Annotated in this window: 21 protein-coding genes; 11 read left to right on the top strand and 10 right to left on the bottom strand. The window is 69.1% G+C overall.

Features of this window, described 5'->3' with window-relative positions; translation table 11 throughout:
• Window positions 1-55 precede the first annotated feature (55 nt).
• The 3 genes from JL108_RS09790 (at window position 56) to JL108_RS09780 (ending at window position 4,894) form a co-directional block, all read left to right on the top strand.
• Window positions 56-3,172, top strand: a complete 3,117-nt coding sequence (locus tag JL108_RS09790) for an AAA family ATPase (protein ID WP_205198119.1) — start codon at window positions 56-58, stop codon at window positions 3,170-3,172.
• A gap of 102 nt (window positions 3,173-3,274) precedes the next feature.
• Window positions 3,275-3,625, top strand: a complete 351-nt coding sequence (locus JL108_RS09785; protein ID WP_143912863.1) for a YciI family protein — start codon at window positions 3,275-3,277, stop codon at window positions 3,623-3,625.
• 6 nt (window positions 3,626-3,631) lie between these two features.
• Window positions 3,632-4,894, top strand: a complete 1,263-nt coding sequence (locus JL108_RS09780) for an RNA polymerase sigma factor (protein ID WP_205198118.1) — start codon at window positions 3,632-3,634, stop codon at window positions 4,892-4,894.
• 100 nt (window positions 4,895-4,994) lie between these two features.
• On the opposite strand, the gene JL108_RS09775 is transcribed toward JL108_RS09780, so the two are convergent.
• From JL108_RS09775 to JL108_RS09765, 3 genes are all read right to left on the bottom strand, one after another.
• The gene (locus tag JL108_RS09775; RefSeq protein ID WP_205198117.1) at window positions 4,995-5,840 is read right to left on the bottom strand and encodes an ABC transporter permease; all 846 of its coding nucleotides are present in this window, start codon (window positions 5,838-5,840) and stop codon (window positions 4,995-4,997) included.
• Window positions 5,841-5,916: 76 nt separating this feature from the next.
• The gene (locus JL108_RS09770) at window positions 5,917-6,915 is read right to left on the bottom strand and encodes an ATP-binding cassette domain-containing protein (RefSeq protein WP_205198116.1); all 999 of its coding nucleotides are present in this window, start codon (window positions 6,913-6,915) and stop codon (window positions 5,917-5,919) included.
• Window positions 6,916-7,149: 234 nt separating this feature from the next.
• Entirely contained in the window at window positions 7,150-8,244 is a 1,095-nt protein-coding gene (locus tag JL108_RS09765) for an LCP family protein (RefSeq protein ID WP_205198115.1), read from the bottom strand.
• A gap of 123 nt (window positions 8,245-8,367) precedes the next feature.
• Between JL108_RS09765 and zwf the strand changes: the two genes are divergently transcribed.
• The 4 genes from zwf (at window position 8,368) to JL108_RS09745 (ending at window position 12,933) form a co-directional block, all read left to right on the top strand.
• Window positions 8,368-9,816, top strand: a complete 1,449-nt coding sequence (gene zwf / locus JL108_RS09760; protein WP_307837234.1) for a glucose-6-phosphate dehydrogenase — start codon at window positions 8,368-8,370, stop codon at window positions 9,814-9,816.
• A complete protein-coding gene (locus tag JL108_RS09755; RefSeq protein ID WP_205198114.1) occupies window positions 9,809-11,635 on the top strand; it encodes a glycoside hydrolase family 15 protein in 1,827 nt (608 codons plus the stop codon). Before zwf ends, JL108_RS09755 begins: the two co-directional genes overlap by 8 nt.
• A gap of 36 nt (window positions 11,636-11,671) precedes the next feature.
• Window positions 11,672-12,547 (top strand): carbohydrate kinase, encoded by an 876-nt coding sequence (locus JL108_RS09750; RefSeq protein ID WP_205198113.1) that lies wholly within the window; start codon window positions 11,672-11,674, stop codon window positions 12,545-12,547.
• A gap of 212 nt (window positions 12,548-12,759) precedes the next feature.
• Window positions 12,760-12,933, top strand: coding sequence for a CsbD family protein (locus JL108_RS09745; RefSeq protein ID WP_143912857.1), 174 nt, complete (start codon window positions 12,760-12,762; stop codon window positions 12,931-12,933).
• Window positions 12,934-13,102: 169 nt separating this feature from the next.
• Here the strand turns inward: JL108_RS09745 and JL108_RS09740 are convergent, their stop codons facing one another.
• Both JL108_RS09740 and JL108_RS09735 read right to left on the bottom strand, forming a co-directional pair.
• Window positions 13,103-13,471 (bottom strand): hypothetical protein, encoded by a 369-nt coding sequence (locus tag JL108_RS09740; RefSeq protein WP_143912856.1) that lies wholly within the window; start codon window positions 13,469-13,471, stop codon window positions 13,103-13,105.
• A gap of 3 nt (window positions 13,472-13,474) precedes the next feature.
• On the bottom strand, window positions 13,475-15,805 hold the full coding sequence (locus JL108_RS09735) for an ATP-dependent DNA ligase (RefSeq protein WP_205198112.1): 2,331 nt from the start codon (window positions 15,803-15,805) through the stop codon (window positions 13,475-13,477).
• Window positions 15,806-15,869: 64 nt separating this feature from the next.
• Between JL108_RS09735 and JL108_RS09730 the strand changes: the two genes are divergently transcribed.
• Window positions 15,870-16,565 carry a GAF and ANTAR domain-containing protein gene (locus tag JL108_RS09730; RefSeq protein ID WP_205198111.1) on the top strand — a complete coding sequence of 232 codons (696 nt, stop codon included), beginning with the start codon at window positions 15,870-15,872 and terminating at the stop codon, window positions 16,563-16,565.
• 10 nt (window positions 16,566-16,575) lie between these two features.
• Here JL108_RS09730 and JL108_RS09725 read toward each other — a convergent pair whose 3' ends face one another.
• From JL108_RS09725 to JL108_RS09715, 3 genes are all read right to left on the bottom strand, one after another.
• Window positions 16,576-17,424, bottom strand: a complete 849-nt coding sequence (locus tag JL108_RS09725; RefSeq protein WP_143912853.1) for a Ku protein — start codon at window positions 17,422-17,424, stop codon at window positions 16,576-16,578.
• A gap of 82 nt (window positions 17,425-17,506) precedes the next feature.
• Window positions 17,507-17,839, bottom strand: coding sequence for a DUF3817 domain-containing protein (locus JL108_RS09720; protein ID WP_307837233.1), 333 nt, complete (start codon window positions 17,837-17,839; stop codon window positions 17,507-17,509).
• 61 nt (window positions 17,840-17,900) lie between these two features.
• The gene (locus tag JL108_RS09715; RefSeq protein WP_205198109.1) at window positions 17,901-18,374 is read right to left on the bottom strand and encodes a hypothetical protein; all 474 of its coding nucleotides are present in this window, start codon (window positions 18,372-18,374) and stop codon (window positions 17,901-17,903) included.
• 138 nt (window positions 18,375-18,512) lie between these two features.
• On the opposite strand from JL108_RS09715, the gene JL108_RS09710 reads away from it, so the two are divergent.
• Entirely contained in the window at window positions 18,513-19,172 is a 660-nt protein-coding gene (locus JL108_RS09710) for an amino acid-binding protein (RefSeq protein ID WP_143912850.1), read from the top strand.
• A 143-nt stretch (window positions 19,173-19,315) separates the two neighbouring features.
• On the opposite strand, the gene JL108_RS09705 is transcribed toward JL108_RS09710, so the two are convergent.
• Window positions 19,316-20,209, bottom strand: a complete 894-nt coding sequence (locus tag JL108_RS09705) for an SDR family oxidoreductase (RefSeq protein ID WP_205198108.1) — start codon at window positions 20,207-20,209, stop codon at window positions 19,316-19,318.
• A 141-nt stretch (window positions 20,210-20,350) separates the two neighbouring features.
• On the opposite strand from JL108_RS09705, the gene JL108_RS09700 reads away from it, so the two are divergent.
• Window positions 20,351-21,892 (top strand): Re/Si-specific NAD(P)(+) transhydrogenase subunit alpha, encoded by a 1,542-nt coding sequence (locus tag JL108_RS09700; protein WP_205198107.1) that lies wholly within the window; start codon window positions 20,351-20,353, stop codon window positions 21,890-21,892.
• A gap of 28 nt (window positions 21,893-21,920) precedes the next feature.
• Entirely contained in the window at window positions 21,921-23,309 is a 1,389-nt protein-coding gene (pntB, locus tag JL108_RS09695; RefSeq protein WP_205198106.1) for a Re/Si-specific NAD(P)(+) transhydrogenase subunit beta, read from the top strand.
• Between the two features lie 203 nt (window positions 23,310-23,512).
• On the opposite strand, the gene JL108_RS20210 is transcribed toward pntB, so the two are convergent.
• Entirely contained in the window at window positions 23,513-25,594 is a 2,082-nt protein-coding gene (locus tag JL108_RS20210) for a pyridoxal-phosphate dependent enzyme (RefSeq protein WP_275888620.1), read from the bottom strand.
• Window positions 25,595-25,695 lie beyond the last annotated feature (101 nt).

Raw genomic sequence — 25,695 nt, 5'->3', positions numbered from 1 at the left:
GGTCCGCGCGCTCGTCGTGGGGTCGTGTCGGTGCGACGTGCGACAATCACTGGCGATGTTCAGTGCCATTCTCGGTCGCGATGATTCGACCTCCCGGCTGCGGGAGGACGTCGAGCGCACCGTGTCCAGCCACGGCGGCCTGGTCCTGATCAGTGGCGAGGCCGGCATCGGCAAGACCACGCTCGTCGGCTCCGCGGTCGAGCACGCCCGCGCCATCGGGGCGATCCCGGTCGTGGGCACCTGCTCCAGCTCACCGGCGGCCCCGGCCCTGTGGCCGTGGACGCAGGTGGTGCGTGCCCTCCATCGCGCCCTCGGCACCTCCGAGTTCGGCACCTTCATCGCCGATGCCGGCCTCGATCCCACGGACCTCACCACCCTCGTCGAACCCGGGGCGGATCCTGAGTTCGGTCTCTTCGACTCGATCGCCTCGATGCTGGCCGCGGTCGCCCACGTGCACCCGCTCGTCATCGTCGTCGAGGATCTGCACTGGGCCGACCCAGCGACGGTCGATCTGCTGGGCCACCTCGCCCGACACACGTGGTTCGAGCGCCTGCTTCTCGTCGGCACCTATCGCGACACCGAGATCGACGACGGCGGCAGCCCGGCTCATCGAGCGTTGACAGCGATCGCGCCGCAGGCCGGAACGATCGCGGTCACTGGTCTCGATCTCGAGGCCGTCGAGGCGTTGGCCCATCGAGTGTCCGGTCAGCGACCACCGGCCTCGTTCATCGCCGACCTGCACCGGCGCACCGGCGGCAATCCGTTCTTCGTCGAGCAGACCACCCGCCTCTGGGCCGGCGGCTACGGCGAGCACGCCCTCGCCCCGGGGGTCATCGAGGCCGTCCGCCGGCGTCTCGCCCCGCTGCCGGAGAGCACCATCGCGCTCCTGCGGGCCGCCGCGATCGTGGAGAATCCCGCCTCCCTGCGGGTACTCGCGGAGGTGGCGGGGATGCCCTTCGGGCGTGCCTCGGCCGGCGGCGCCGCGGCACTCTCGGCGCGACTGCTCCGCGTCGACGGCGAGGGCCGGTACGCCTTCGTGCACGATCTCGTCCGCGAGACCGTGCTCACCGATCTCGATGCCGATGCGGCAGCGGCGCTGCACCGTGCCGTCGTCGTGGCACTGGACGAACACCCCGATCTCGTCCTGCCGGGGCAGGCCGCGGAGCACGCCGTCGCCGCGGGTGCCCTGATCCCGGCCGAGCAGACCGTCGACCTGCTCGTCGCGGCCGGTCGCGATGCCAACGCACGACTGGACCTCCCTGCCGCCGCGGACTGCTATCGCCGTGCCGCGGACCTGACAGCCGACCCCGACCGCAGGGCGCTCATCCGGCTCGACCTCGCCACCGAGCTGCACTTCGCGGCAGCACTGCGCCGTGAACCTGACGACGAGGCCACCGATCTCATGGTCGAGCTGCTCGACACCGCCGCGGAGCTGTCGCCCACCGCGGGGGCGCGCCTCGCGCTCGGCCTGCAGCGTTATCCCGATGTCGACTCCGCGCGGGTCCAGGCGTTGCTGAGGCACAGTGCGACGTCTCTGCTCCCCGACACCCCGGACGACGACGCCGAACTCGCGGCCGCCGTCGTCGAGCACCTGGCCGCGGCAGCACGAGCCGGGTCCGATCACGAGGTGCTCGCCGCCATGTTGACCGTGCACCACGCCTCACTGTGGAGACCCGGCACGGCGGCCGAGCGGCACCGGGTGATGCACGAGCTGGAGACGGTCGCCCGCCGCACCGGTGACCGCGACACCGAGCAGTTCGCCGCCTCGATGCAGTGGGTGACGATGCTGGAGCTGAACGACCCCGGCTATCTGGAGCAGTACCGGGTCTTCGCCACGCTCGCCGCGCGTTACCGCACCCCGCGGCTCGCGGCGAGCGAACATGTCGACGGCGCCCTCATCTCGGGCTTCCGGGGTCGCTTCGACGAGGCCTGGGAACGCTTCGCCACGGCAGAGACCCTGCTGCCCTCCGAGGACCTCTTCTGGTGGATCACCCGCTATCTGAAGTGGAACCTGCACCTGCTGCGCGGTGATGAGCGATCGGCACGGACCATGCTCGAGCCGTTGCTCGGGGGTGAGCTCGACAACGAGCTCCTGCTGGCGACTCAGTGTGTCGCGGAGCGGCGCTTCACCGAGGCCGCCGCGCATCTGCGCCGCGTCGATGCCGAGAGCGACTCCCTCCCGCAGGTGGTCCACGACCGGGTGACGGCCCAGGTGGCGGCCGGCACCGGCGACCCGGAGCTCATCGGACGTGCCCGTGCCCGCCTCGCCGACCTGAGCGGCAGCTGGTCGGTCGACCTCTACGGCATGGACCTGGGCGGCCCCGTCGACCTCTATCTCGCGATGGTCGAGGCGGCAGCCGGTCAGCGCGAGCGAGCCGTCGAACTGGCGGAACGGGCGATCGGCCAGGCTGAACATCTCTCGACGCCCTACTGGGCGACGGTGGCCCGGCTCGAGCTGATGTCGATGCTCGAGCCCCACGATCACCGTGTCCCCGTCGTCAGGGAGCGGCTCCGTGATGCCCTCGGCAGCATCGAGGCTCCCGCGATGAGAGCCCGGATCGAGAGCCTGCTCGATGACATCGCCTCGACGGTCGCCGTGGCCCACCCCACCGCGGAGGCGATGACCGGCGAGTTCCGTCGTGACGGGCCCACCTGGCGCGTCGGGATCGGTGGGAGGTCGGTGTCCGTGCCCGATGCCAAGGGGCTGGGAGACCTCCACGCTCTGGTCTCTTCCCCGGGCGCCGATATCGCCAGTGTGGACCTACTGACACCAGGAGCCGAGCTCGAGGCATCGGCGGCCTCGCGATTCGGGGGTGACCCGGTCCTCGACGACACCGCTCGCGAGCAGTACCGCATCCGGCTCGATCAGCTGGACGGGCTCCTCGACGCCGCGGGGCAGCGCGACGACACGGAGCGCCGCGACACTCTGCTGGCCGAGCGAGCCGCGCTCATCGACGAGCTCCGTGCGGCCACCGGGCTCGGCGGTCGCTCACGCCGACTCGGCGATCAGGCCGAGCGCGCTCGCAAGACCGTCGGCGCACGCATCCGCGACACGCTGCGCCGGCTGGACGACGTGCACCCTGAGCTCGCGGCCCATCTGCGTGCCTCGGTGAGCACCGGCAGTGCCTGCGCGTATCGGCCGCAAGAGCCGATCAGCTGGGTCTTGCGATGAGAGAATCGATCCGTCGGAGCCGGGCTGTCGATTCTTCCGCCGCTCGTTCGTCTACCAGGTGAGAGTCCGCATCCGGCGGATGACAACGGAAGGAACACCGACATGAAGTACGTCATGCTGCTGATGGGGAATCTGGACGACGCTCGCTGTGGCGAGGGCCCCGAGGCTCCGAGCGATCAGGACTTCATCGACTTCGACCGGGAGCTGGAGGAGGCGGGCATCCTGCGCGGCGGGTTCGGTCTCACCGATCCCGAGTTGGGCACCACCGTGACCAAGGCCTCGTCGGATGCCGCTCCCGTCATCACTGCCGGACCGTATGCGGAGAGCCGTGAGTTCGTCGGCGGCACGATCGTGATCGAGGTCGACGATCTCGACGAGGCGCTGCGCTGGGCCGCGCGGTGCCCGGGTGCCGTGGGCGGGCGTGTCGAGGTCCGCCCCATGCTGGAGTTCTGAGCGCGGATGACCGGCCGGCCCGACGAGCTCCTCGCGCGGCTGCACCGCGACGAGTGGGCTCGGCTGGTCGCCGTCCTCGTGCGCCAGTTCGGCGATATCGAGCTCGCGGAGGAGGCCGCGCAGGCGGCGATGGAGACCGCCCTCGTCCGCTGGCCGGACGAGGGCGTCCCCCGCTCGCCGAGCGCCTGGCTGCTGACCACGGCGCGCCGGACGGCGCTGGACCGGGTGCGCCGCGATGCCGTCTACACCGGCAAGCTCGCGGGGTACGCCCTCGAGCACCCGGCCAGCGCGCCGCCGGCCGAGAACGAGGCGATCGCCGGTCTCGAAGACGTCTTCGACGAACAACTCGCCATGATGATGGCCTGTTGCCATCCCGCGATCGGCCCGGCCGATCAGATCGCCATGATGTTGCGCTTCGCGGCCGGTCTGACGACCGTGGAGGTCGCCGCCTGCCTGCTGCAGAGCGTCCCCACGCTGCAGGCGCGGATCACCCGCGCCAAGAAGCGCATCGCGGCCAACCGCATCCCGATCGCCGTGCCCCGGGAGTCCGATGCCCTGGCCGAGCGCCTGGACCTCGTGCTGAGTGCCATCTCGTTGATCTACACCACGGGCTACGACACTCCCGCCGGTGAGCGGGTCGTGCGCGCGGAACTGACGGGCGAGGCGCTTCGTCTGGCGCGCATCGTGGTCGGGGCCCTTCCCGAGCAGGCGGAGGCCGAGGCCCTCCTCGGACTTCTGCTGCTGACCCAGGCGCGCGAGCCCGCACGTATCGATGCGGACGGGGTGCCCGTCGCCTTGGAGGATCAGGAGCGTGGCCGCTGGGATCGCGCCATGATCGCTGAGGGGACGACCTTGGTCGAACGGGCCGCGCGGCGTCCGACCGCCGGTCGCTTCACGATCCAGGCGGCCATCGCCGCCGTGCATGCCGAGGCGGTCTCCTTCGGCCGCACCGACTGGCGCCAGATCGTCGTGCTCTACGACCTGCTGCTCGCCCGAGGGGACGATCCCGTCGTCCGGATGAACCGCGCCATCGCCATCGCTCGACGCGATACTCCCGCGGCCGGTCTGGCGCTCCTGCGCGAGCTGGAGAGCGTGCCCGAGCTCGAACGCCACCATCCGTTCCACGCCGCGCTGGCGCTGTTGCACACCGAGGTGGGCGATATCGAGGCTGCGCGGGCATCGTGGGAGCGTGCTCGCGAGCTCGTCGACGGCACGCCGCAGCGGCGGTTCATCCAGCGAAGACTCGATGACCTGCGAGGTGGGCGGTGAGTAGGCGTCCGTTCTTCGGAGAGGGCGGTGAGTGAGCGTCCGTCTGCCCACGAGAACGGACGCCTACTCACCGCCCTGCTCGTCCCAGGGCCTGGTCGTTCTACTTGCGGTTGTAGAGGCGCATGGTCGCCGCGCCGAAGACCGCGATCAGGCCGGCGCTGAGGATCGCCAACCACAGCAGGTCGGTGCCCGGCCAGTCGCCGCTCATCAACGCGCGGACGCTGTCGACCGCGAAGGTGATCGGATTGACGTTGACGAAGGCCTCGAGCCAGTTCGGCATCGTCGACGGATCGACATAGGCGCTGGACAGGAAGGACAACGGCATGATCAGCATCATGCTGACGCCCATCACCGACTTCTCCGAGCGCAGCAGCAGCCCGAACATCGTCCAGATCCACGACAGCGCGAAGCAGAACAACAGCAGCACCGCCACCCCGGCGAGCACGCCGGTGACGCCGCCATCGGGTCGGTAGCCCAGGATCAGGCCCATCGTCACGATGACCACCGAGGCGATCAGGTAGCGGAAGCCATCGCCCAGCAGGTAGCCGACCATCGGCGCCGGCCGCCAGATCGGCAACGTGCGGAACCGGTCGAAGACGCCCTTCTCGATATCGGTGTTGACCGCGAGACCCGTGTACATCGTGATCATCACGATGCTGACGACGAGGATGCCCGGCAGGAAGAACTGCAGGTAGTCCGTCGGCGAGCCCGCGAGCGCGCCACCGAACAGGTAGGTGAACATCAGCGTCATCATGATCGGGAACAGCGTCACGTCGAACAATTGCTCGGGCACGTGCTTGATCTTCAACAGGGCGCGCCAGCCGAAGGTCGTGGACGCGGCCCAGGCGGACGGTCGCGGTGGCCGCTCGGTGGTGAACACCCGAGCCAGGTCGGCCGAGGTCGGCGTCTTCGGCTCGGTGGCGGGAGCGGTGTCCTGCGCAGTCATGCCGTCACCTCCAAGAAGAGAACAGGATAGGACGGTGCCGGCATGACACCTTGTCCGTTCGCTCGCTGGCGCTCGCTCATGCCGCATCCTCCTCGGTCGTAGCGGGTCGGTCGGTGAGAGCGAGGAAGACCTCGTCGAGGCTCGGCTGCCCCATGGAGAAGGCGTCCACGACGATGCCCGCCCGCGCGAGCTCGCCGAGGGCCACACCGGTCTGATGCGCGGCCATCTCGCTGACCGGACCACTGCCGATGTCCTCCTGCTCGCGGACGCGGGCGGTGAGCGCCACCGGATCGGCATCGCGCTGGATGTCCGCCGCGAGGGTCTCCGCGAGGATGGCCGCGGCCTGCTCGCGTCGTTCGGCGTCGCGCAGCCGGACGTGGACGCTGCCGAGCCCGATCGAGGCCTTGAGCTCGCCCTTGGTGCCCTCGGCGATGACCTTGCCCTCGTCGATCACGGCGATGCGGGAGGCGAGCTGGTCGGCCTCGTCGAGGTACTGGGTGGTGAGCAGCACGGTGGTGCCCTGGCCCACGATGGCGCGGATGATCTCCCACACCTGGTTGCGGCTGCGCGGGTCGAGCCCGGTGGTGGGCTCGTCCAGGAACAGCAGCTGGGGCACCGACAGCAGGCTCGCGGCGATATCGAGTCGCCGGCGCATGCCGCCGGAGTAGTTCTTGACCTGACGCCGTGCGGCGGCGGTCAGGCCGAGCGTCTCGAGGAAGAGATCGGATCGCGCCGCGGCCGCCTTCTTCGAGTAGCCCAGCAGCCGGCCGAGCAGGACGAGATTCTCCTGGCCGGTGAGGTCCTCGTCGACCGAGGCGTACTGACCGGTCATCGCGACGAGACCGCGCACGGTATCGGCCTCACGGACGACATCGTGGCCGAAGACGCGGGCCTCCCCGTCGTCGGGGCGCAGCAAGGTCGCCAGCATCTTCACGGTGGTCGTCTTGCCGGCTCCGTTGGGGCCGAGGACGCCGTAGACCGTCCCGGCGGGCACGGTCAGGTCGATTCCGTCGACCGCGGCGGTGTCGCCGAATCTCTTGACGAGTCCGCGGACTTCGATGGCCGCATCGGACACGGCTCACTCCTCTCGTTGGTTTCACCCAGAAGGCGCGAGGAGCCCGCTAGATCCGATCTAGCGGCCACCACGTCGATACTCGCCAGAGGGCGGTAGGTCATCAACCTCTCGTCGCGGGTAGGGGTAGCTGGTCAACGTCATCGAGGCTGGATGGGGTTGACCAGCTACCGCTGCGCACGGGACGGAGGCGCGAAGGGTTGACCAGCTACCGCCATGAGGCGGGGAGAGCTGGCCTCAGCCGCAGATGGAGGTGTCGGCGGTGGTGGCGCCGGCGCTGGGACCAGTGGAGGAACCGGGCTGTTCGGGCTGCTCGGGGGCCGCGGGATCGGCAGGCTCCGTGGTCTCCTCGGCCGCCGTCTCCTGGCCCGGAGGGACGTCGTCGCGCAGCGCGGCGAAGAGCGCACGAGCCTCGTCGGTCATCTCGACGCGGTTCTCGTCGAAGCTGGCGGGCTGCCAGGGCATGACCTGGAAGGTGATGCCCGAGAGCGGCACCCGCGCGAGCCGGCGCGCGAGCCCGGTCATGTCGCCGACACTCCCCAGCTCGTCGTCCACCGTGAGCGACTTGGTGACCGCGTCGAGCAGCCGCACGAGACGATCCGGACGGGTCAGCACGCCCTGGCTGGTGGCCTTCTGCGCGATCGAGGACATCACCAGCTGTTGATGTTCGAGGCGGGCGATGTCCGATCCGTCGCCGAAGGCGTGCCGGGTGCGCGCCAGGGCGAGGGCCTGCTCGCCGTCGAGCTCGTGCCGCCCCGCGTCCAGGTCGACCATCGAGAGCTCGTCGCGCACCGGCTCCTCCAAGCACATCTCGATACCGCCGATCGCATCGACCATGCCGGCGAAACCGTCGAAGTCGAGCACGACGAAGTGGTGAACCGGGACCCCGGTCACCTCCTGTACGGCCTTCACGGCGCAGCCGGGACCGTATTCGAAGGTGGCGTTGATCATGCTGAGGCCACCGGCGAAGCCGTCGTCCTCGCAGGCGGGGACCTCGGTGGTGAGATCGCGGGGGATCTGCACGGCGTCGACCCGGGAGTCGTCCTCGGAGAGATGCGCGAGGACCATCGAGTCGCTGCGCCCGCTGCCGTCGTCCTCGCCGTACTTGCCCTCACCAGCCGAGCGGCTGTCCGAGCCGATGATGAGGATGTTCAGCGGACCATCGGGCTCGGAGGCCGCCGTCGTGTCGACGTCGATCGTCTTCACATTGCCGGCGAGCTTGAGCGCGATACCGCCCACGAGGAGCACGGGCAGCACGACGGCCACGATCACGCTGGTGATGATCCGTCGTTTGCGCTTGGGGCGGATGATGTGCCGGCCGCGCTTGCCCATGGTGCTCCCTGATTTCTGATGACCGGCTCAAGGGTAAGCGGTCCACACTAATCCCTGTGCCGCCGGAGCGCATCTGGGGGCCCTGTCGCCTTCATCGTGCAGGTGGACGCCCACGGTCGTAGCGTGAAATCCCCGTCCATCTGCGAGGAGCGATCCGTGGAGTCCACCCCGTCCGATCATCTCGAGCCGCAGGTCATCGTCCTGTTCGGCGCCAACGGCGACCTCGCCAGTCGCAAGCTCTATCCGGGTCTATACGCGCTCGCCGCGGCCGGTCTGCTGCCCCCGGACTTCCGCCTCATCGGGACCGGCCGGCACGAGCCCGAGGGCGGGGACTTCGGTGCGGTCATCGAGGGGGCGCTCGACCGCTTCGTCGGCGATACCGATCCGGCCGTGGTGGAGAGGCTGACCGACCGGGCCTCGTTCGTGACCTCGGCCGACGACGGTGAGGATCTCGCGGCCGCGGTCGGCGATGCGCGCGACGAGCTGGGCGGCGACGCTCGCGTGCTCGTCTACCTGTCGGTGCCTCCCTCGGCGATGACCGGGATCGTGCGGATGCTGGGGGAGACCGGCATCGCGGACGGCGCACGGCTCATCGTCGAGAAGCCCTTCGGCAGCGACCTGCCCTCGTCGCGCGAGCTGGACGCGGCCTTGAAGGAGGTGGTCGCCGAGGACCAGGTCTTCCGCATCGACCACTTCCTCGGCAAGGAGGCGGTGCAGAACATCCTGGCCTTGCGCTTCGCCAACGGTCTGCTCGAGCCGGCCTGGAATCGCGGGCACGTGGCCTCGGTGCAGATCGACGTGCCCGAGGAGCTCACCATCGAAGGCCGTGGCTCGTTCTACGAGGGCATCGGCGCCTTCCGCGACATGATCGTGACCCACCTGAGTCAGGTGCTCGGCTTCGTCGCCATGGAGCCGCCCGTGCACCTCGACGCGCTGAGCCTGCGCAATGAGAAGGCGAAGGTCTTCGCCGCGATGAAGCCGCTCGACCCCGAGCGGGTGGTCTTCGGGCAGTACGAGGGTTATCGCGACGAGGACGATGTCGATCCCCAGTCGCAGGTGGAGACCTTCGTGGCGGTGGAGGTGTTCGTCGACAACGACCGGTGGGACGGTGTGCCTTTCTATCTGCGCACCGGCAAGGCGCTGGCCGCGACCCGCCGCACCATCACCCTCACCTTCCGCACACCGGCCGGCGGTCGCTTCGGCGATCAGATCGACTGCCCGGATCAGCTCGTCCTCGAGATCGGCGACGAGCCTGAGATCGGGATGGAGATCTGGGCGAAGCGGCCGGGCCCGGAGATGTCTCTGGTGCGCTCGGCCGTCGCGATCGAGGTGCCGGCCGAGACGGACTCCGCTCCCTTGGAGGCCTACGAGCGTCTGCTGCTCGACGCCATGCGCGGCGAGCAGACCCTGTTCACGCGTTCGGACGAGATCGACCGTCTGTGGCAGGTCGTGACTCCGGTCTTGGACGACCCTCCCGAGCCGGTGCCCTATGCCCAGGGGTCGTGGGGGCCGGAGGCCGCGCTGGAACTGCCGGGCGCCATCGGGTGGCGGGTCGGACGCGACGATGGCTGAGGAGGACGGGGGCCCGGAGTTCCTGCCCATCGCCGATCACGGTCTCATCGGCGACCTGCGCACCGCGGCCCTCGTGGGCACTGACGGCACGGTCTCGTGGTTCTGTCCGAGCCGCTTCGACCAGCCGAGCGTCTTCGCTTCTCTGCTCGATCCCGAGAAGGGAGGCTCGTGGGTCCTGCGCCCGGTCGACGGCGCGGTCCGCACGCAGCAGTTCTACTTCCCCGACACCGCGATCCTCGCGACCCGATTCCTCACCGAGGAGGGGGTGGTCGAGGTCCACGACTTCATGCCGGTCACCGGTGCACACGATGACGACCACCGACAGCGGCTGGTGCGGCGCGTCACCGCTGTGCGGGGAAAGGCCCGGATCTCGACCCGGGTGGCCGTGAGACCGGACTACGCCCGCGAGGATCCCCATCTGGAGGGGGTCGACGGCGGTGTCCTCCTGACTGGCCCGCGCACGCGGCTGGGTCTCAGCTCGACGGCCGAGCTCACGATCGACGGCCCCGATGTATGCGCCGATGTCATGCTCGACAGCGGCGAGTCCGTCTTGTTCGTGCTCGAAGCGCTCGAGGACGGCGACGCCCTCGAGCCCTGCGGCGACGAGGACACCCACGCACTGTTCGAGAAGACCTCGCGCTTCTGGCGCGGGTGGCTGGCGACCTCGCGCTACCAGGGCCGATGGCGCGAGACGGTCCATCGCTCCGCCATCACCTTGAAGCTGCTGACGCACGAGCCGAGTGGGGCGGTGGTGGCCGCGCCGACCACGAGCCTGCCCGAGCGGGTCGGCGGCGGGCGCAACTGGGACTACCGGTATGTGTGGATCCGCGACGCCGGGTTCACCTTGTACGGCCTGCTGCGCCTGGGATTCACCGACGAGGCCGGCGCCTTCGTGCGGTGGCTCTCCGAACGACTGGGCGACGAGGACCACGCCGACCACGATCTCGGTCCGTTGCGCGTGCTCTACGACATCGACGGCGACACCCCGGTCGACGAGCATGCGCTGGATCACCTGCGGGGCTACCTGGACTCCCAGCCCGTCCGGGTCGGCAATGCCGCGGTCGACCAGCTGCAGTTGGACATCTACGGCGAGGTCATCGACTCGATCTACCTCTACAACAAGTACGGCCCGGGCATCAGCCAGGACGCGTGGTCTGACCTGCGTCGCGTGCTCGACTGGCTGCTCGAGCACTGGGACGACGAGGACGCCGGCATGTGGGAGATCCGCGAGGAGGGCCGCAAGCACACCACCTCCCGGCTCATGTGCTGGGTCGCCGTCGAGCGGATGATCCGGATGGCGCGCTTCCGCAGCCTGCCCGGCGACCTGGAGGAATGGTCACGTGTCCGTGACGAGATCCACGCGGCGATCATGGAGAACTGTTGGAATGAAGAGCTGCAGGCCTTCGTACAGTCCGAGGGCGGCTCGGCTCTGGACGCCGGCGTGCTGCTGATGCCGATGGTCAAGTTCACCTCCCCGGTCGATCCCCGCTTCCTGTCCACGCTCGCCGCGATCGAGGAGCGGCTCGTGGCCGACAGCCTCGTCTTCCGCTACGACATCGACGACGCCCCGGACGGACTCGACGGGGAGGAGGGCACGTTCAGCCTGTGCTCCTTCTGGTACGTCGAGGCGCTGACCCGGGCGGGCCGTCTGGAGGAGGCCGAGATCGCGCTGGAGAAGATGTTCACCTATGCCAACCACCTCGGGCTGTATGCCGAGCAGGTCGGGGCGACGGGCGATCAGCTCGGCAACTTCCCGCAGGCGTTCACCCACCTGGCGCTCATCAGCGCTGCGCTCAATCTCGATCGCGCCCTGGGCTGACCGCTCGGCGGGCCGGGGCAGTGGGAGGATGGCGCCGTGGGTGCAGAGGTCATGGTCATCGGTGAGGCTCTCGTCGACATCATCGTGCGTCCCGGTCGCGGGGACGACGAGTACCCGGGCGGGAGTCCGGCCAATGTCGCGCTGGGTCTCGGCCGGCTCGAGCGATCGGTGCGGCTGCTGACCGCCCTCGGCGATGACGACCGCGGTCGGCGCGTCCGCGGGTGGCTGGGGGATTCGGATGTCGAGGTCGACGCGCATCCGCTCGCGCGCACCGCGACGGCGCGGGCGACCCTGGCGGCGGACGGCAGCGCCCAGTACGACTTCGATCTCGTGTGGGACATCGCCTCGCTGAGCATCGACGACGCACCGCGGGTGGTCCACATCGGTTCGCTGTCGGCATTGCGCGAGCCAGGAGCCGGGCGTGTCCGTGAGCTCGTCGACGGTCTCGGCGACGACATCGTGGTGACCTACGACCCGAACATCCGTCCGAGCCTCATCCCGCCGCGCGAGGAGAGCCGCGCCCTCGTCGAGGACTGGGTGCGGCGCAGCACGCTGGTCAAGGTGAGCGACGAGGACCTCGCCTGGCTGTATCCCGCCGAGCCGGCGCGGGAGGTCGCGGAGCGTTGGGCGGGGCTCGGTCCGGAGTCGGTCGTGCTGACCCGTGGAGGCGAGGGCGTCGAGGTCTTCGGCCCCGGTGACCGCGTGCGGGAGTATCCCGCGCCGCGGGTGGAGGTCAGCGACACGGTGGGAGCGGGGGACAGCCTGATGGCCGCGCTCGTGGATGCCACCCTCTCGGCCTCGCCGGCCGCGTGGGATCTCGACGAGGTCGCCGAGCGAGCGCTGCGGATCGCGGCGATCACGGTGAGCCGGCCCGGCGCCGACCCGCCCACCCGCTCCGAACTGGACCACTAGGAACCTGCGGCCGAGCGGTACCTGGTCAACCTCACCATGCCCGTGGGGGTAGACCGTCAACCCCATTGCCTCCCGATGAGGTTGCTCATGTACCGCAGTCGAGTTCTCGACATGGCACATATCACGGCCGTGGGGTGCTGTTCAAGATGCGCGGTGGCGGTGTGCGCGGTTCACTGGAGACATCAGGCCCCCATCGAAAGGACTGAGTACCCATGGGACTGGACGACAAGATCAAGAACGCGGCCGAGGACCTCAAGGGCAAGGCGAAGGAGGCCACCGGCAAGGTCACCGACGACAAGTCCAAGGAGGCCGAGGGCAAGGGCGACCAGACGAAGTCGAGCTTCAAGCAGGCCGGCGAGAACGTCAAGGACGCCTTCAAGGACTGAGGCTCTCCCTCGACGATGCGGCCCCCGATACGCTCGGGGGCCGCTTCGTCATGTCAGGGGCACCTTCCTCGCCCGGGGCGGTGCGGGCGGGGGGTACAGGCGAGCGCGCGGACAGACGACGGCCCCCGGACGCTTCACGCGTGCGGGGGCCGTCGTCAGCTGCGAAGTCTCAGACCGCGGGCTTGGGCGGATCCGTGGGGCTCGGCGGCGGGGTGTACGGCGGCACCTGGGCGTCGTCGGCCTTGGCCTTCAGGTAGGCGACGACACCACCGATCCCGGCGGCGACCAGACCGACGACCGCGAGGCGGCGGACGGCCTTGAAGCGCTTCTTCTTCTTGGTCTCGACCGGCAGGCGATCGCTGACATCATCGGGCAGGCGGTCGATGAGCTGGTCACGCAGCGAGACCAGCTCCTTCTTGTCGGGGAGACGATCCACCACCTGGTCGCGGAGATCGGCGAACTCCTCCCGATCAGGCAGATGTCCTGCCAGCTCCTCGACCTGCGCGCGCAGAGCCTTGGCCTTCTTGCGCTTTCCCATCGCTCACTCCTTCGATTCGATGTGGACGTCATCCGGTCCTAGATCTTTCCGTATTCCACGCCAGACTGCATGGCGGAGGATTCCTGAGCCGGTCCAGCCAGCGTAGACGACTTCACCCACAACCGAAGGTGAAGTCCAGATCGCATCCGCCGCGACGTCCGCCGGCACGTCGACGAAAGGCGGCGTCACGCGCTTCCCGCGCCGCAGGATCGCGCTCAGCTGGGCCCGCTGCCGGTCCGAGAATCCCGTCCCGACACGTCCGATGTAACGCAACCCCTCGGGCCCGGGAATGCCGACGAGCAGAGAGCCGAAGCCCTTCGGCGCGCCGGGACGCCAGCCGCCGACGACGACCGACTGGGCATGCTGGTGCTTGATCTTCAGCCAGGCGGGCGAGCGTTCCCCGGCCACGTACCGGCTGTCGCGACGCTTGGCCACGACCCCCTCGAGCTTCGAGCGCCGGCTGGCGGCGATCGCATCCTCCAGGGACCCCGTGAACGCCTCGGGGGTGACGAGGATCTCGGCGTCGAGATGGAGATCGCGCAGCGCGCGGCGGCGCTCGTCGTAGGTGGAGTCCTGCAGCGAACGCCCGTCACCCACCAGGAGGTCGAAGGCGAGATAGGTGACCGGCACCTCATCGATCAGGGCCCGCACCTCGCGCTCCTTCTCCACCCCCATCCGGCGCTGCAGAAGGCCGAAACTCGGGATCGCCTGCGCGTCGAGGGCGACGATCTCCCCGTCGATCACCGTGCCGGGGGCGATGCTCTCCCGGGCCGCCTCGGCGACCTCGGGATAGCTGGCGGTGACATCGCGGCCAGCGCGGCTGAAGATCCTGGCCCGCTCCTCGTCGACCGCGATCACCGCCCGGACCCCGTCCCACTTCATCTCGAACGCCCACCTGCCCTCGCGGACATCGCGCGGGTCGGCCAGCGTCGCGAGCATGGGCCGCACGAAGCCGATATCGGCGGGCGGGTCGGAGCGTTGGTCTTTCATCAGGTGGATGAGCCAGTTCTCACCGGTGCGGATGAGGGCGAAGGTGCGGGCGGCGCCACCGAGACCGCCGCTGTCGCTCCCGTGCAGGGTGGCGATGACCTCGTCGTCGCGCCACTTGCTCGCCGTGTAGGTGCCGCTGTCCCAGATGTCCACATGCCCGGCGCCGTACTGGCCCTTCGGGATGTCGCCGTGGAAGCTCGCGTACTCCAGCGGGTGGTCCTCGGTCGGGACGGCGAGATGGTTGCGCGACGGATCGTCGGGCACTCCCTTGGGCAGCGCCCACGAGACCAGCACGCCGTCTCGCTCCAGCCGGAAGTCCCAGTGCCGGCGTCGGGCCGCGTGCTCCTGGATCACGAAGCGCAACTCATCGCTCTCGCGGGGACGCGGCCGTTCGCTCGGTACCGGCTCGGGGGTGGCGGAGGCGTCGCGCATGGAGCGATAGGTGTCGAGTCGGTCGGGGGTCGGCGGGGCCAACCCGGCCATCGGGTCGCCGCTGTCGCGGAGCCGCTCGAGGACCTCGCCGTACTCGAGCTGGCGGAGGTCACCGTCCAACTCGTCCCAGGACCGGGGCACCGCGACCGTGGGATGCTCGCGACCGCGCAGCGAGTACGGGCAGATCGTGGTCTTGTTGCCGTTGTTCTGACTCCAGTCGACGAGGACCTTGCCGCCCCGCTTGGCCTTGGCCATCGAGCTCACCACGAGATCGGGGTGCGCCTCCTCCAAGGCGACCGCGAGCTGCTTGGCGAAGGAGCTCAGATACTCCGCACCGCGGCTCCCGTCGACCGAGCAGTACAGGTGGAGGCCCTTGCTGCCCGAGGTCACCGGGACCGCCTCGAGACCGACATCCGCGAGCAGCTCGCGGGCGGCGTGGGCGACCTCGACGGCCTCGGCCAGCCCGGCACCGGGGCCCGGATCGAGGTCGAGGACGAGTCGATCGGGACGGAGCGGCTCGCCGAGATCGTCGACGCGCCACTGCGGGACGTGCAGCTCCAGCGCGGCGACCTGACCGGCCCAGGCGAGATCGGCCACGCTCGCGAACACCGGATAGACATTGCGGTGCGAGCGGTGCTGCACGGTGACCTGGCGGATCCAGGACGGCGCCGAGTCAGGGAGGTTCTTCTCGAAGAAGACATCGCCGGGCGCGTCCGAGGTGCCGACGCCGTTCACCCAGCGTTTGCGGGTCACCGGACGTCGCGAGAGGTGCGGCAGCATCACCGGGGCGACCTGCACGAGGTAGTCGATCACCTCGGCCTTCGTGGTGCCGGTCGCCGGATACAGCACTTTGTCGGGATGGGTGAGACGCAGCAGCCGTCCGTCGATGGTCACCGTCTGAGCACTGCTCATCGCTATTGCCTCCCCTCGCGGACCTCGCGTGATCTACGCTGAAGCCTCACGATAGGTCGAGAGGATGGCCATGGGCACGTCGGAGTTCTTCTCCGAGATGGCGTTGGAGCTGTACGACCAGCCGTCCACGGAGCAGACCGTTGATCTGATCACCAAGTTCGCGCAGTCGGCGATCGGCGGCAGTGACTCGGGGATCATGCTCGTCCACGCACGGCAGCGCATCGAGACCGCGGCCTCGACCTCGCCGCGGGTGGAGGAGTCGCACGAGCTGCAGCGCACCCACGACGAAGGACCGTGTCTCGACGCCCTCGAGGGGGTCGGCAGCTATCTCTCGAACGATGTCGCGCGGGACGAGCGGTGGCCGACCTGGGGACGCGCCGTCGAGAAGCTCGGGATCCGCAGCGCGATCAGCGTCCGCCTGGAGACCCGCCAACGCCGCTACGGATCGCTGAACATCTACGCCGACGACCCGGACGCCTTCACCCCCGAGGATCTCGCGGTGGCCGAGATCCTCGGCCGGCACGCCTCGGTGGCCCTGGCCGCATCGCACAGCGAGGACGGGCTCATGTCGGCGATCGACGCGCGCAAGCTCATCGGCCAGGCGCAGGGCATCCTGATGGAGCGCTTCGATCTCGACTCCGACCGTGCCTTCGACGTCCTGCGACGCTACTCCCAGGACGGCAACCGCAAGCTGCGCGACGTGGCCGAGGCGATCGTGCGCCATCGCGGAAGCTCGGTCGGCGGGGCCCCCACGGCCTGAGGCCTCGCGGTCAGCTGGACTTGCGCTTCGAGCTCGACGACTTGGCGGTCTTCTTCGCTCCGCCGGTCTTCTTCTTGCGGGCATCGACGCTGCGCTTGAGCGCCTCCATGAGGTCGACCACCTCACCGCCGTCCTCGGAGTCCTCCTCGCTGACGCCGAAGGTCTTCTCGGTGTCGAGCGTGTCGCCCTGTTCGAGCTTGGCGTCGACGAGTGCGCGTAGCTGCTCCTGGTAGTCGTCGGTGAAGTCGGCGGTGTCCAGGTCTCCGGCGAGGGAGTCGACGAGCTGCTCGGCCATCTTCAGCTCCTTGGCGGTCACCTTCGTCTCGCCGGAGAGGACGTCGAAGTCCGGCTGTCGCACCTCGTCGTCCCACAGCATCGTCTGCAGGACGAGGGCGTTGTCGCGGACTCGGAGCACGCCGAGGCGGGTGCGCTGGCGCAGGGCGAAGTGCACGATCGCGGCGCGGTCGGTCTCCTCGAGCGTCCGGCGCAGCAGGGCATAGGGCTTGAGCGCGCGTTCCTCGGGTTCGAGGTAGTAGGAGGAGTCGAGTCGTAGCGGATCGATCTGGTCGGCGGGGACGAACTCCACCACGTCGATCTCGCGGCTCTTCTCGGCCGGCAGCGAGGAGATGTCGTCCTTGGTCAGCACGACGGTCTGCGTGCCGTCGTCATAGGCCTTGTCGATGTTCTTATAGGCGACGACCTGCCGGCACACCTCGCACCGGCGTTCGTAGCGGATGCGGCCTCCGTCCTCGTCGTGCACCTGGTGCAGGGAGAGATCGTGGCTGCTCGTGGCGGAGTACAGCTTCACCGGCACGTTGACGAGCCCGAAGCTGATGGCGCCCTTCCAGATCGCTCGCATGCGTTCAGTATCGGCGCGGCGGCGCGGCGGCGCCACTGCTCGGGCGGTCGAGATCGCGACCGAGCAGCGGTGAGGGCCCCGGTCAGCGGGCGGGCGCGGTGTCCCGTTCGGGGGCGTCGAGGCGGCCGCTGCGCTCGGCCCAGATATCGAAGACGATCGTCGCCAGGGGTGGGATGGAGGCGAACAGGCCCCACAGGAGCGTGGGGATCGACCACCGGAACACGCGCCAGGCGAGCAGGGTGACCGCGATGTAGAGCATGAACAGCCCGCCGTGGATGGGGCCGAAGACCTGGACCCCGACCTCGGAGGTGTCGGCGATGTACTTGATGTACATGCCGATCAGCAGACCGGTCCACGAGAGCGCCTCGGCGATGGCGATGGCACGGAAGAGAGGACGCACGATCCGGGGGTTCACGGCGCCGAGCGTACGGGAGCGGGCCAAGACGATCCTCGGCCCGCTCCCGTGGGTCACTCTCCTACTTGGCCGAGTCGGACTTCTTGACCTTGTCGGGGTTACTGATCGGGCCGACCGTGACCGTCCCGACGCTTCCGCCCCCGCCCCCGCCGCCGATGCTCACCGGGGCGCCGACACGCACCGAGGTGACCGGCGGTGGACTGCCGTAGAGCCGGCGCCAGGTGTCGTGCGACATGGGCGGACGCGGACCGCCGATGCCGGCGCCGCAGAGCTCGCCGTCGGGGTACTGCCGGCAGCCGGTGGCAGGAGGGGCCGGTGTCTGGGGCCGCGGTGCCGGCGGGGTGACCTGGCGGTTCAGGTCGACGCCGCATCGCCCGTCCTCGTAGTACTCGGTGATGCCGCCGGAGATGCGTTTGGCATATCCGGGGACAGTGCTGCAGTTCTGGGCGCTGGCGGCGGGCGCGGTCAGTACCAGGCCGGAGCCCAAGAGGCCGGCGACGGCGATGCCGCGCAGGGCGATGGAGAGTGCTTTCACGATGTTCTCCTCGGTCGAAGGGGTCGATCGGGTCAGCTTCTCTCCGGCAGCCGGATCCGGTCTATCCGTAGTGCTACGGGTTCGTCCGTATCGTGGCGGTTCACGTGCGGGAAACGTGGATTCGACACAATGGGTGCCATGGCATTCCATCTGCGCGTCGAGTTGCCGGACGTTCCCGGCTCGCTGGGCGCGTTGGCGACGGCACTCGGTAGTGCCGGCGCCGACATCGAGGCCATCGAGATCGTCGAGCACCGGTCCGATGGCTTCGCGGTCGACGACGTGCTCCTCGAGCTGCCGCCGAGCGTCATGCCCGATGCCCTCATCACGGCCTGCCATGCGCTGGACGGCGTGCGGGTGCACTGGATCTCACGCTATGCCGCCGGCGCGAACCTGCGGATGGATCTCGAGGCGGTGGAGTCGTTCACCGCCGAGCCGGCGAAGGCCATCGAGCGGCTGGTCGATGTCGTGCCCGATACCTTCCGCACGGACTGGGCGATGGCGATCGTGCGCCGGCGCGGTGCCGTCCAGGTGGCCTACGGCACGGGTGCGGCTCCGCATCTCATCGACGAGGCGGAGCAGTGGCTCGAGCTGGACTCCTCCCGTGCCCTCGACGATGTCGAGGCCTGGGAGTCGATGGTGCTGGCCGGTGCTCCCGGGCGCCTGCGCCGCGGACAGCGGTTCGCTCTCGTGGTCGGACGACGAGGAGGACCCGAGTTCCTGCCCTCGGAGATCGCACGACTCGGGCACATGACGGCCCTCGCCGCCTCCGTGCAGGACCCCGACGCCGCCGACTGGTGACGGGGGCCCCGGGCGGTGGGTAGGCGTCCGTTCTCAGTCGACAGCGGTGGGGGGTGGGTGGCGGTCGTGCGTCGGGGGGGGGGGGGGGGCGCGGGGGGGGGGGGGGGGGCGCCCCCCCCCCCCCCCACCGCTCTGCGAAGGGGTCAGCTGTGCCGGTCGGTCATGGGCACGTGACTGTGGTGGTAGCGACCCAGCGCATCGACCTCGGCCTCGAGCTGCGGGACCGTCTTGCGGGTCAGGCGACGGACATAGGGCCAGGTCGCCGGCGAGTTGACGAAGGCCTTGGACCAGTTGGCGATCAAGACCCCCTTGGGCACGTAGACGCGGGCCTTGCGCTTCGCGAAGCCGGTCAGGATGTGCTCGACACATTCCTCGACGCTCGTGGTCGAGTTCGCCGGGTAGGGCAGCTTGCTGCGGATCGCCTTGAACGTGGGCAGATCGTTCTCGGCCCCGCGCACGATATCGGTGTCGATCCACGAGGGATGGCAGATGCCGACCGTGATGCCGAGGTGGGCCACCTCCTGGCGCATCGCGACGGCGAGGGATTCGCATCCGGCCTTGCTCGCGGCGTACGGCGCCAGGCCGGCGATATTGGAGAAGGCGGCGAGCGAGGAGACGACCAGCAGATATCCGCGCGTGCGTTGCAGATGGGGGATCGCGTGCTTGGCGGTCCGGAACACGCCGTTGATGTTGATGTCGATGACCCGCTCGAAGGCTGAGTCGTCGATCTGACGCACGGTGCCGTACGAGGCGATACCGGCATTGGCCAGCACATAGTCGAGCCGTCCGAAGTGCTCGGCGGCGCTGTCGACGGCCTGAGCGATGGCTTCGCCGTCGCGGACGTCGGCCTCCCACCAGGCCGCGTCGTCACCGAGCTCCTCGGCCAGCTGAGCGAGGAGGTCAGGCTCGAGGCCGAGGAGCGCGACCTTGCCGCCGTGGGCGACGAACTCGCGAGCGGTGTGAGCGCCGATGCCGCGGGCGGCGCCGGTGATGAGGGCGACTTTTCCGCTGAAGGCGGAGGAACTGAGCGTGGCCATGGGCTTAAGATACCGTTGGTATGTGAAATGTGCCACTGGCGATGTCACATTCCCTCTCCTATCGGGCCGATACCCCCCACATGGTGAGACACGTGTCTCAGCCGGTGGTCACAATCGCGTTTCGTCGCTAGTGTTCGCGAGGTGAAGATCGGAATCGTCACCGAGTCGGTGCCTGGAGAGACGCGTGTCGCGGCGACTCCGTCGACTGCGTCGCAATTGATCAAGCTCGGCTACGAGGTCGTGGTCGAGTCGGGGGCCGGTGAGCTCGCGAGCTTCCCCGATGCTGCCTTCGTCGGGGCAGGTGCGTCGGTCGGAACGGGCGAGGATGCCTGGTCGGCCGATGTGGTGCTGAAGGTGAACGCTCCCGCCGAGGACGAGCTGGACCGTCTGCGCGAGGGCGCCACGGTCGTGAGCCTGATGAGCCCGGCGCTGAACCCCGACCTGGTCGATCAGCTCGCGGCGCGGCCCATCACCGCCCTGGCGATGGACGCGGTGCCGCGCATCTCGCGCGCCCAGTCGATGGACGTGCTCAGCTCGATGGCCAATATCGCGGGCTACCGCGCCGTGGTCGAGGCTGCCAACGAGTTCGGCCGCTTCTTCACCGGCCAGGTCACGGCCGCGGGCAAGGTCCCGCCGGCCAAGGTCCTGGTGGCCGGTGCCGGTGTGGCGGGTCTGGCCGCGATCGGCGCTGCCTCGAGTCTCGGTGCGATCGTGCGCGCCACCGACCCGCGCCCCGAGGTCGCCGATCAGGTCAAGTCCATCGGCGGCGAGTACCTCGAGGTCGTCGTGCCCGATGAGGACAAGGAAGTGTCCTCCGATGGGTACGCGAAGGCCACGAGTGAGGCCTATGACCGCCGTGCCGCGGAGATCTATTCGGAGCAGGCGGCCGATGTCGACATCGTCATCACCACGGCCCTCATCCCCGGCCGCGCGGCGCCCCGGCTGATCACGGCGGCCGATGTGGCCACCATGAAGCCCGGCAGCGTGATCGTGGACATGGCCGCCGCGCAGGGCGGTAATGTCGAGGGATCGGTGCCCGGCGAGCGCGTGGTCACCGACAACGGCGTCATCATCCTCGGCTACACCGACCTCGCCGGCCGTCTGCCCACGCAGGCCTCGCAGCTGTACGGCACGAACCTCGTCAACCTGCTCAAGCTGCTGACTCCGGAGAAGGACGGCCAGCTGGTGCTGGACTTCGACGATGTGGTGCAGCGCGCCATCACCGTCGCGCGCAACCGGGAGAAGCTGTGGCCTCCGCCGCCGGTGCAGGTCTCGGCCGCGCCGGCCCCCGCGTCCGCCGCCTCGGCTCCGGCCCCCGCCGCCGAGGAGAAGCCCGCGCTGACCCAGCGGGGCAAGTACGCCCTGGTGGCTGCCGGCGTCGCGGCGCTGTTCCTGGTGAACGCCTTCGCTCCGGCGCCATTGCCGCAGCACTTCACCGTGCTGACGCTCGCGATCGTCATCGGCTACTACGTGATCGGCAAGGTGCACCACGCGCTGCACACGCCGCTGATGAGTGTCACGAATGCGATCAGCGGCATCATCGTGGTCGGTGCGATGCTCCAGCTCGCGACCGACGATGTCGTGATCCGGGTGCTGGCCTTCGTGGCCGTGCTCGTGGCCAGTATCAACGTCTTCGGCGGCTTCGCCGTGACCCGACGCATGCTCGGCATGTTCTCCAAGTGAGCAGAGCCCGAAGGACTGATTGGTCGACATGACTGCTTTTAGCGTGGCTACTGCCGCTTACATCGTTGCTGCCCTGCTGTTCATCCTGTCCCTGGCAGGGCTGTCCAAGCACGAGTCCGCCCGTCAGGGCGTGACCTATGGCATCGCCGGCATGGCGATCGCCCTGCTCGCGACCTTCATCCTGGTCGTCGACGTCTCCGACACCCTCGGCATCGTGCTGCTGCTGGTGGCCATGGCGATCGGCGCGACGATCGGCCTGATACGGGCGTCGAAGGTCGAGATGACCGGGATGCCCGAGCTCATCGCGCTGCTGCACAGCTTCGTCGGCCTCGCCGCCGTGCTCGTCGGCTGGAACGGCTACCTGCAGCACCCGGTCTACGCGCTGGAGTCGCTGGAGCGGATCCACAGCGCCGAGGTCTTCATCGGCATCTTCATCGGTGGCGTCACGTTCACCGGCTCGATCGTCGCCTTCCTCAAGCTGTCGGCGCGGATCAAGTCCGCCCCGCTGATGCTGCCGGGCAAGAACTACCTCAACATCGGCGCGCTGGTCGCCTTCGTGGCGCTGACGATCTGGTTCGTGGCGACCCCGAATATCTGGCTGATGATCATCGTCACCCTGATCTCGCTCGCGCTGGGCTGGCATCTGGTCGCCTCGATCGGCGGCGGCGACATGCCCGTGGTGGTCTCGATGCTCAACAGCTACTCCGGCTGGGCTGCCGCGGCGGCGGGCTTCCTGTTGAGCAACGACCTGCTCATCGTCACCGGCGCGCTGGTGGGCTCCTCGGGTGCCTACCTGTCCTACATCATGTGCAAGGCGATGAACCGGTCCTTCATCTCGGTGATCGCCGGCGGCTTCGGGATCGAGGCCAGCGGCGGTGACGACACCGACTACGGCGAGCACCGCGAGATCGTCGCCGAGGACACCGCCGAGCTGCTGAAGAACGCGTCGAGCGTCATCATCACGCCGGGCTACGGCATGGCCGTCGCGCAGGCGCAGTACCCCGTCGCCGATCTCGTGCGCAAGCTGCGCGAGCGGGGTGTGGAGGTGCGGTTCGGCATCCACCCCGTCGCCGGCCGCCTGCCCGGACACATGAACGTGCTGCTGGCCGAGGCGAAGGTGCCCTACGACATCGTCCTGGAGATGGACGAGATCAACGACGACTTCGCCGACACCTCGGTCGTGCTCGTCATCGGCGCCAACGACACCGTCAACCCGGCCGCCTCGGAGGACCCGACCAGCCCCATCGCGGGCATGCCGGTCCTGCACGTATGGGAGGCCGAGAATGTCATCGTCTTCAAGCGGTCGATGGCCGCGGGCTACGCCGGCGTGCAGAACCCGCTGTTCTTCCGCGAGAACACCCAGATGCTCTTCGGCGACGCCAAAGAGCGCGTCGAAGACATCATCCGCAACCTTTAAGCGAGAAGGCAGGCTCGCCGAGCGTTCGTTGCGGCGAAGCCGGGCCCTCTAGGTGTGATGACAAGCTCGCCGAGCATTGGGGCCCGGCGAAGCCGGGCCCTCTAGCCGAGCGACAGCCTCGCCGAGCGCGGGGTCGCGGCGAAGCAGGGTCCTGCGGGGAAGCGGGCCGGCCCTGACGGCTCGCTGGTCGACCGGCGGGTGATTCAGTCCTCGGGCTGACCGAGCGTCATCATGAGCCGGTTCGCCCAGGCGAACATCGCGCAGACGGCAAGAAAGTCAGCGACCGCGTCGTCGTCGAGACCGACCTCGCGCAATGCGGCGATATGGGCCGCGGTGACAGCCGTCGGGGTGACGGCGATGGTCGAGGCGATGAACGCGAGCGTGCGCTGTCGCAGGTCCGCCAGACCGGTGGCTCCGTGCGTGGCCAGCGCGGGAGCACTGACCCGGTCCTTGGACAGCTGCACCTGTCTGCGCCCGTGTACCGAGGCGCAGTACTCGCAGCCGGTCGTCAACGAGGTGGCGAGCGCGGCCAACTCTCTGTCGGCGCGGCCGAGGGCGCCGCTGCCGGTCATGATCGCGTCGTAGAGGGCGGTGCGCTCGCCGAGAACCTCGGGGTCGTGCAGGAGGGTGAGATAGAACGGCGACCACTTGCGGGGGGTGCGGCTGTCCGCTCCCGCCTCCTTCTCGGGCGGGGCGGGAGCGTCAACCCATGGATGCCAGCGGTAGGTCGGGAAGCGCTCGGCGGGGTCGGGCACCTCACCCATGTCGCGAGCGGGAGGAACAGTGGCGGCAGCGGTGGCTGGAGCAGCGAGGCAGCGCAGACCGGTGAGCAGTCGCGTCAGGTAGCTGACGTAGGCGACCACCTGAGTCGCGACGACGATGTCACGGGGTGAGCAGCCGCGCTTTCGGAGCAGTGCGATCTCGGCTTCGCCGGAGTCGATCGGGTCCAAGGCCACCTGTTCGGCGTGTTCCAGGATCGCGCCGAGCGGGCGGGGCAGCTCTCGCCAGCGCGACGAGCTGAGGACGCGCTCGGTCAGGTCGGCGTCGACCGATCGCAGAGCCCGTGTGTACCGGTCCGTCAGCTCGGAGTCCTCGTGCACCTTGGCCACTCGCAGGGCGATCGCCCACCTCCACGCGGGGGGTAGGCCGTCGGCGTCGTCGGGCATCAACACGGCGCGGCCGACCGAGACAGTGAGATCGCGCAGGTCTTCACGCAGTCTGGACAGCAACGGGTGCGACGTGATGTCGGTGCTCGTCTCAGGTCTGGTCATCGGCTCGCCCGCGAAGAGTCGCTCAATGCGTTCCCTGGCGGCCGGCAGATCGATGTCCTGGCTCGCCACCCAGTCGTCGTCGTAGTAACTGTCCTCGTAGCGTGACCCGGAGTCGCACAGGAGGGTGACGACGCTGCCGGTCTCGCCCGCATCGCGCATTCGTGCGATGAGCTCGAAGGCCCCGACGAGATTGGTGCCGGTGGAGGGCCCGGCACTGAGATTCATTCGATCGTGGAGCCAGCGCATCGCGGCGATCGAGTCGGCATCGGCGACGCGCAGCACCTCGTCGATGACGGCGGGCACGAATGACGGTTCCACCCGGGGGCGGCCGATGCCCTCGATGCGTGAACCGCACGCCACGACATCCCGGCTCCCGGTGCGCCATGCCTCGGCGAATGCCGACCCTTCGGGGTCGACGACACAGAGCCGCGTGCGGGCGCCGATGTACCGGCTGTAGCGGCCGATGGTCGCGCTCGTGCCGCCGGTTCCGGCTCCAACGACGATCCACCTCGGCTCGGGGTGCCGTTCGGCGCGCATCTGTTCGAAGATGGAAGCCGCGATGTTGTTGTTGCCCCGCCAGTCGGTCACCAGACTCGCGCGAGCGAATTGATCGAGGTAGAAGTAGCGCGGTCGTTCGCCGAGTTTCTCCGCGCACTCGTACACCGCATCGGCAGTCTCCACGAACGAGCAGGTGCCTCCGTAGAACTCGATGAGTCGGATCTTCGCGGGAGAGGTGCTGCGCGGCATCACGGCAACGAACGGTAGGCCGAGCAGTCGAGCGAAGTGAGCGATCGAGACCGCCGTGGAACCGCTGGAGGCCTCGACCAGGGTGGTGTGCTCATCGACGTCGCCGTTGACGAGGCCGTACAGGAGCAGTGAACGTGCGAGTCGGTGTTTCAGGGAACCGGTCGGATGGGTCGACTCGTCTTTCAGGTAGAGATCGATTCCCCACTGTGTCGGCAGTGGCAACAGTTGCAGATGCGTGTCCGCGGTCCTCGTGCGATCGGACTCCAACAGTGCGACGGGGGGGGGGGGCCCCCCCCCCCCCCCCGGGGGGGGGGGGGGGGCCGGGTTGGCCGCCCGCCGCACACGGGGGGGGGGGACCCCGGGGGGGC

The sequence above is a fragment of the Aeromicrobium sp. YIM 150415 genome (genome assembly GCF_016918125.1).
Lineage (GTDB): Bacteria > Actinomycetota > Actinomycetes > Propionibacteriales > Nocardioidaceae > Aeromicrobium > Aeromicrobium piscarium.
This window is presented reverse-complemented; position numbering and strand designations above follow the sequence as displayed.

What these genes read in the sequence shown, in the direction of transcription:
- JL108_RS09790 (WP_205198119.1), top strand. Translation starts at nt 56, where the DNA reads ATGTTCAGTGCCATTCTCGGTCGCGATGATTCGACCTCCCGGCTGCGG.
- JL108_RS09785 (WP_143912863.1), top strand. Translation starts at nt 3,275, where the DNA reads ATGAAGTACGTCATGCTGCTGATGGGGAATCTGGACGACGCTCGCTGT.
- JL108_RS09780 (WP_205198118.1), top strand. Translation starts at nt 3,632, where the DNA reads ATGACCGGCCGGCCCGACGAGCTCCTCGCGCGGCTGCACCGCGACGAG.
- JL108_RS09775 (WP_205198117.1), bottom strand. Translation starts at nt 5,840, where the DNA reads ATGACTGCGCAGGACACCGCTCCCGCCACCGAGCCGAAGACGCCGACC.
- JL108_RS09765 (WP_205198115.1), bottom strand. Translation starts at nt 8,244, where the DNA reads ATGGGCAAGCGCGGCCGGCACATCATCCGCCCCAAGCGCAAACGACGG.
- JL108_RS09755 (WP_205198114.1), top strand. Translation starts at nt 9,809, where the DNA reads ATGGCTGAGGAGGACGGGGGCCCGGAGTTCCTGCCCATCGCCGATCAC.
- JL108_RS09745 (WP_143912857.1), top strand. Translation starts at nt 12,760, where the DNA reads ATGGGACTGGACGACAAGATCAAGAACGCGGCCGAGGACCTCAAGGGC.
- JL108_RS09740 (WP_143912856.1), bottom strand. Translation starts at nt 13,471, where the DNA reads ATGGGAAAGCGCAAGAAGGCCAAGGCTCTGCGCGCGCAGGTCGAGGAG.
- JL108_RS09735 (WP_205198112.1), bottom strand. Translation starts at nt 15,805, where the DNA reads ATGAGCAGTGCTCAGACGGTGACCATCGACGGACGGCTGCTGCGTCTC.
- JL108_RS09730 (WP_205198111.1), top strand. Translation starts at nt 15,870, where the DNA reads ATGGCCATGGGCACGTCGGAGTTCTTCTCCGAGATGGCGTTGGAGCTG.
- JL108_RS09725 (WP_143912853.1), bottom strand. Translation starts at nt 17,424, where the DNA reads ATGCGAGCGATCTGGAAGGGCGCCATCAGCTTCGGGCTCGTCAACGTG.
- JL108_RS09710 (WP_143912850.1), top strand. Translation starts at nt 18,513, where the DNA reads ATGGCATTCCATCTGCGCGTCGAGTTGCCGGACGTTCCCGGCTCGCTG.
- JL108_RS09705 (WP_205198108.1), bottom strand. Translation starts at nt 20,209, where the DNA reads ATGGCCACGCTCAGTTCCTCCGCCTTCAGCGGAAAAGTCGCCCTCATC.
- pntB (WP_205198106.1), top strand. Translation starts at nt 21,921, where the DNA reads ATGACTGCTTTTAGCGTGGCTACTGCCGCTTACATCGTTGCTGCCCTG.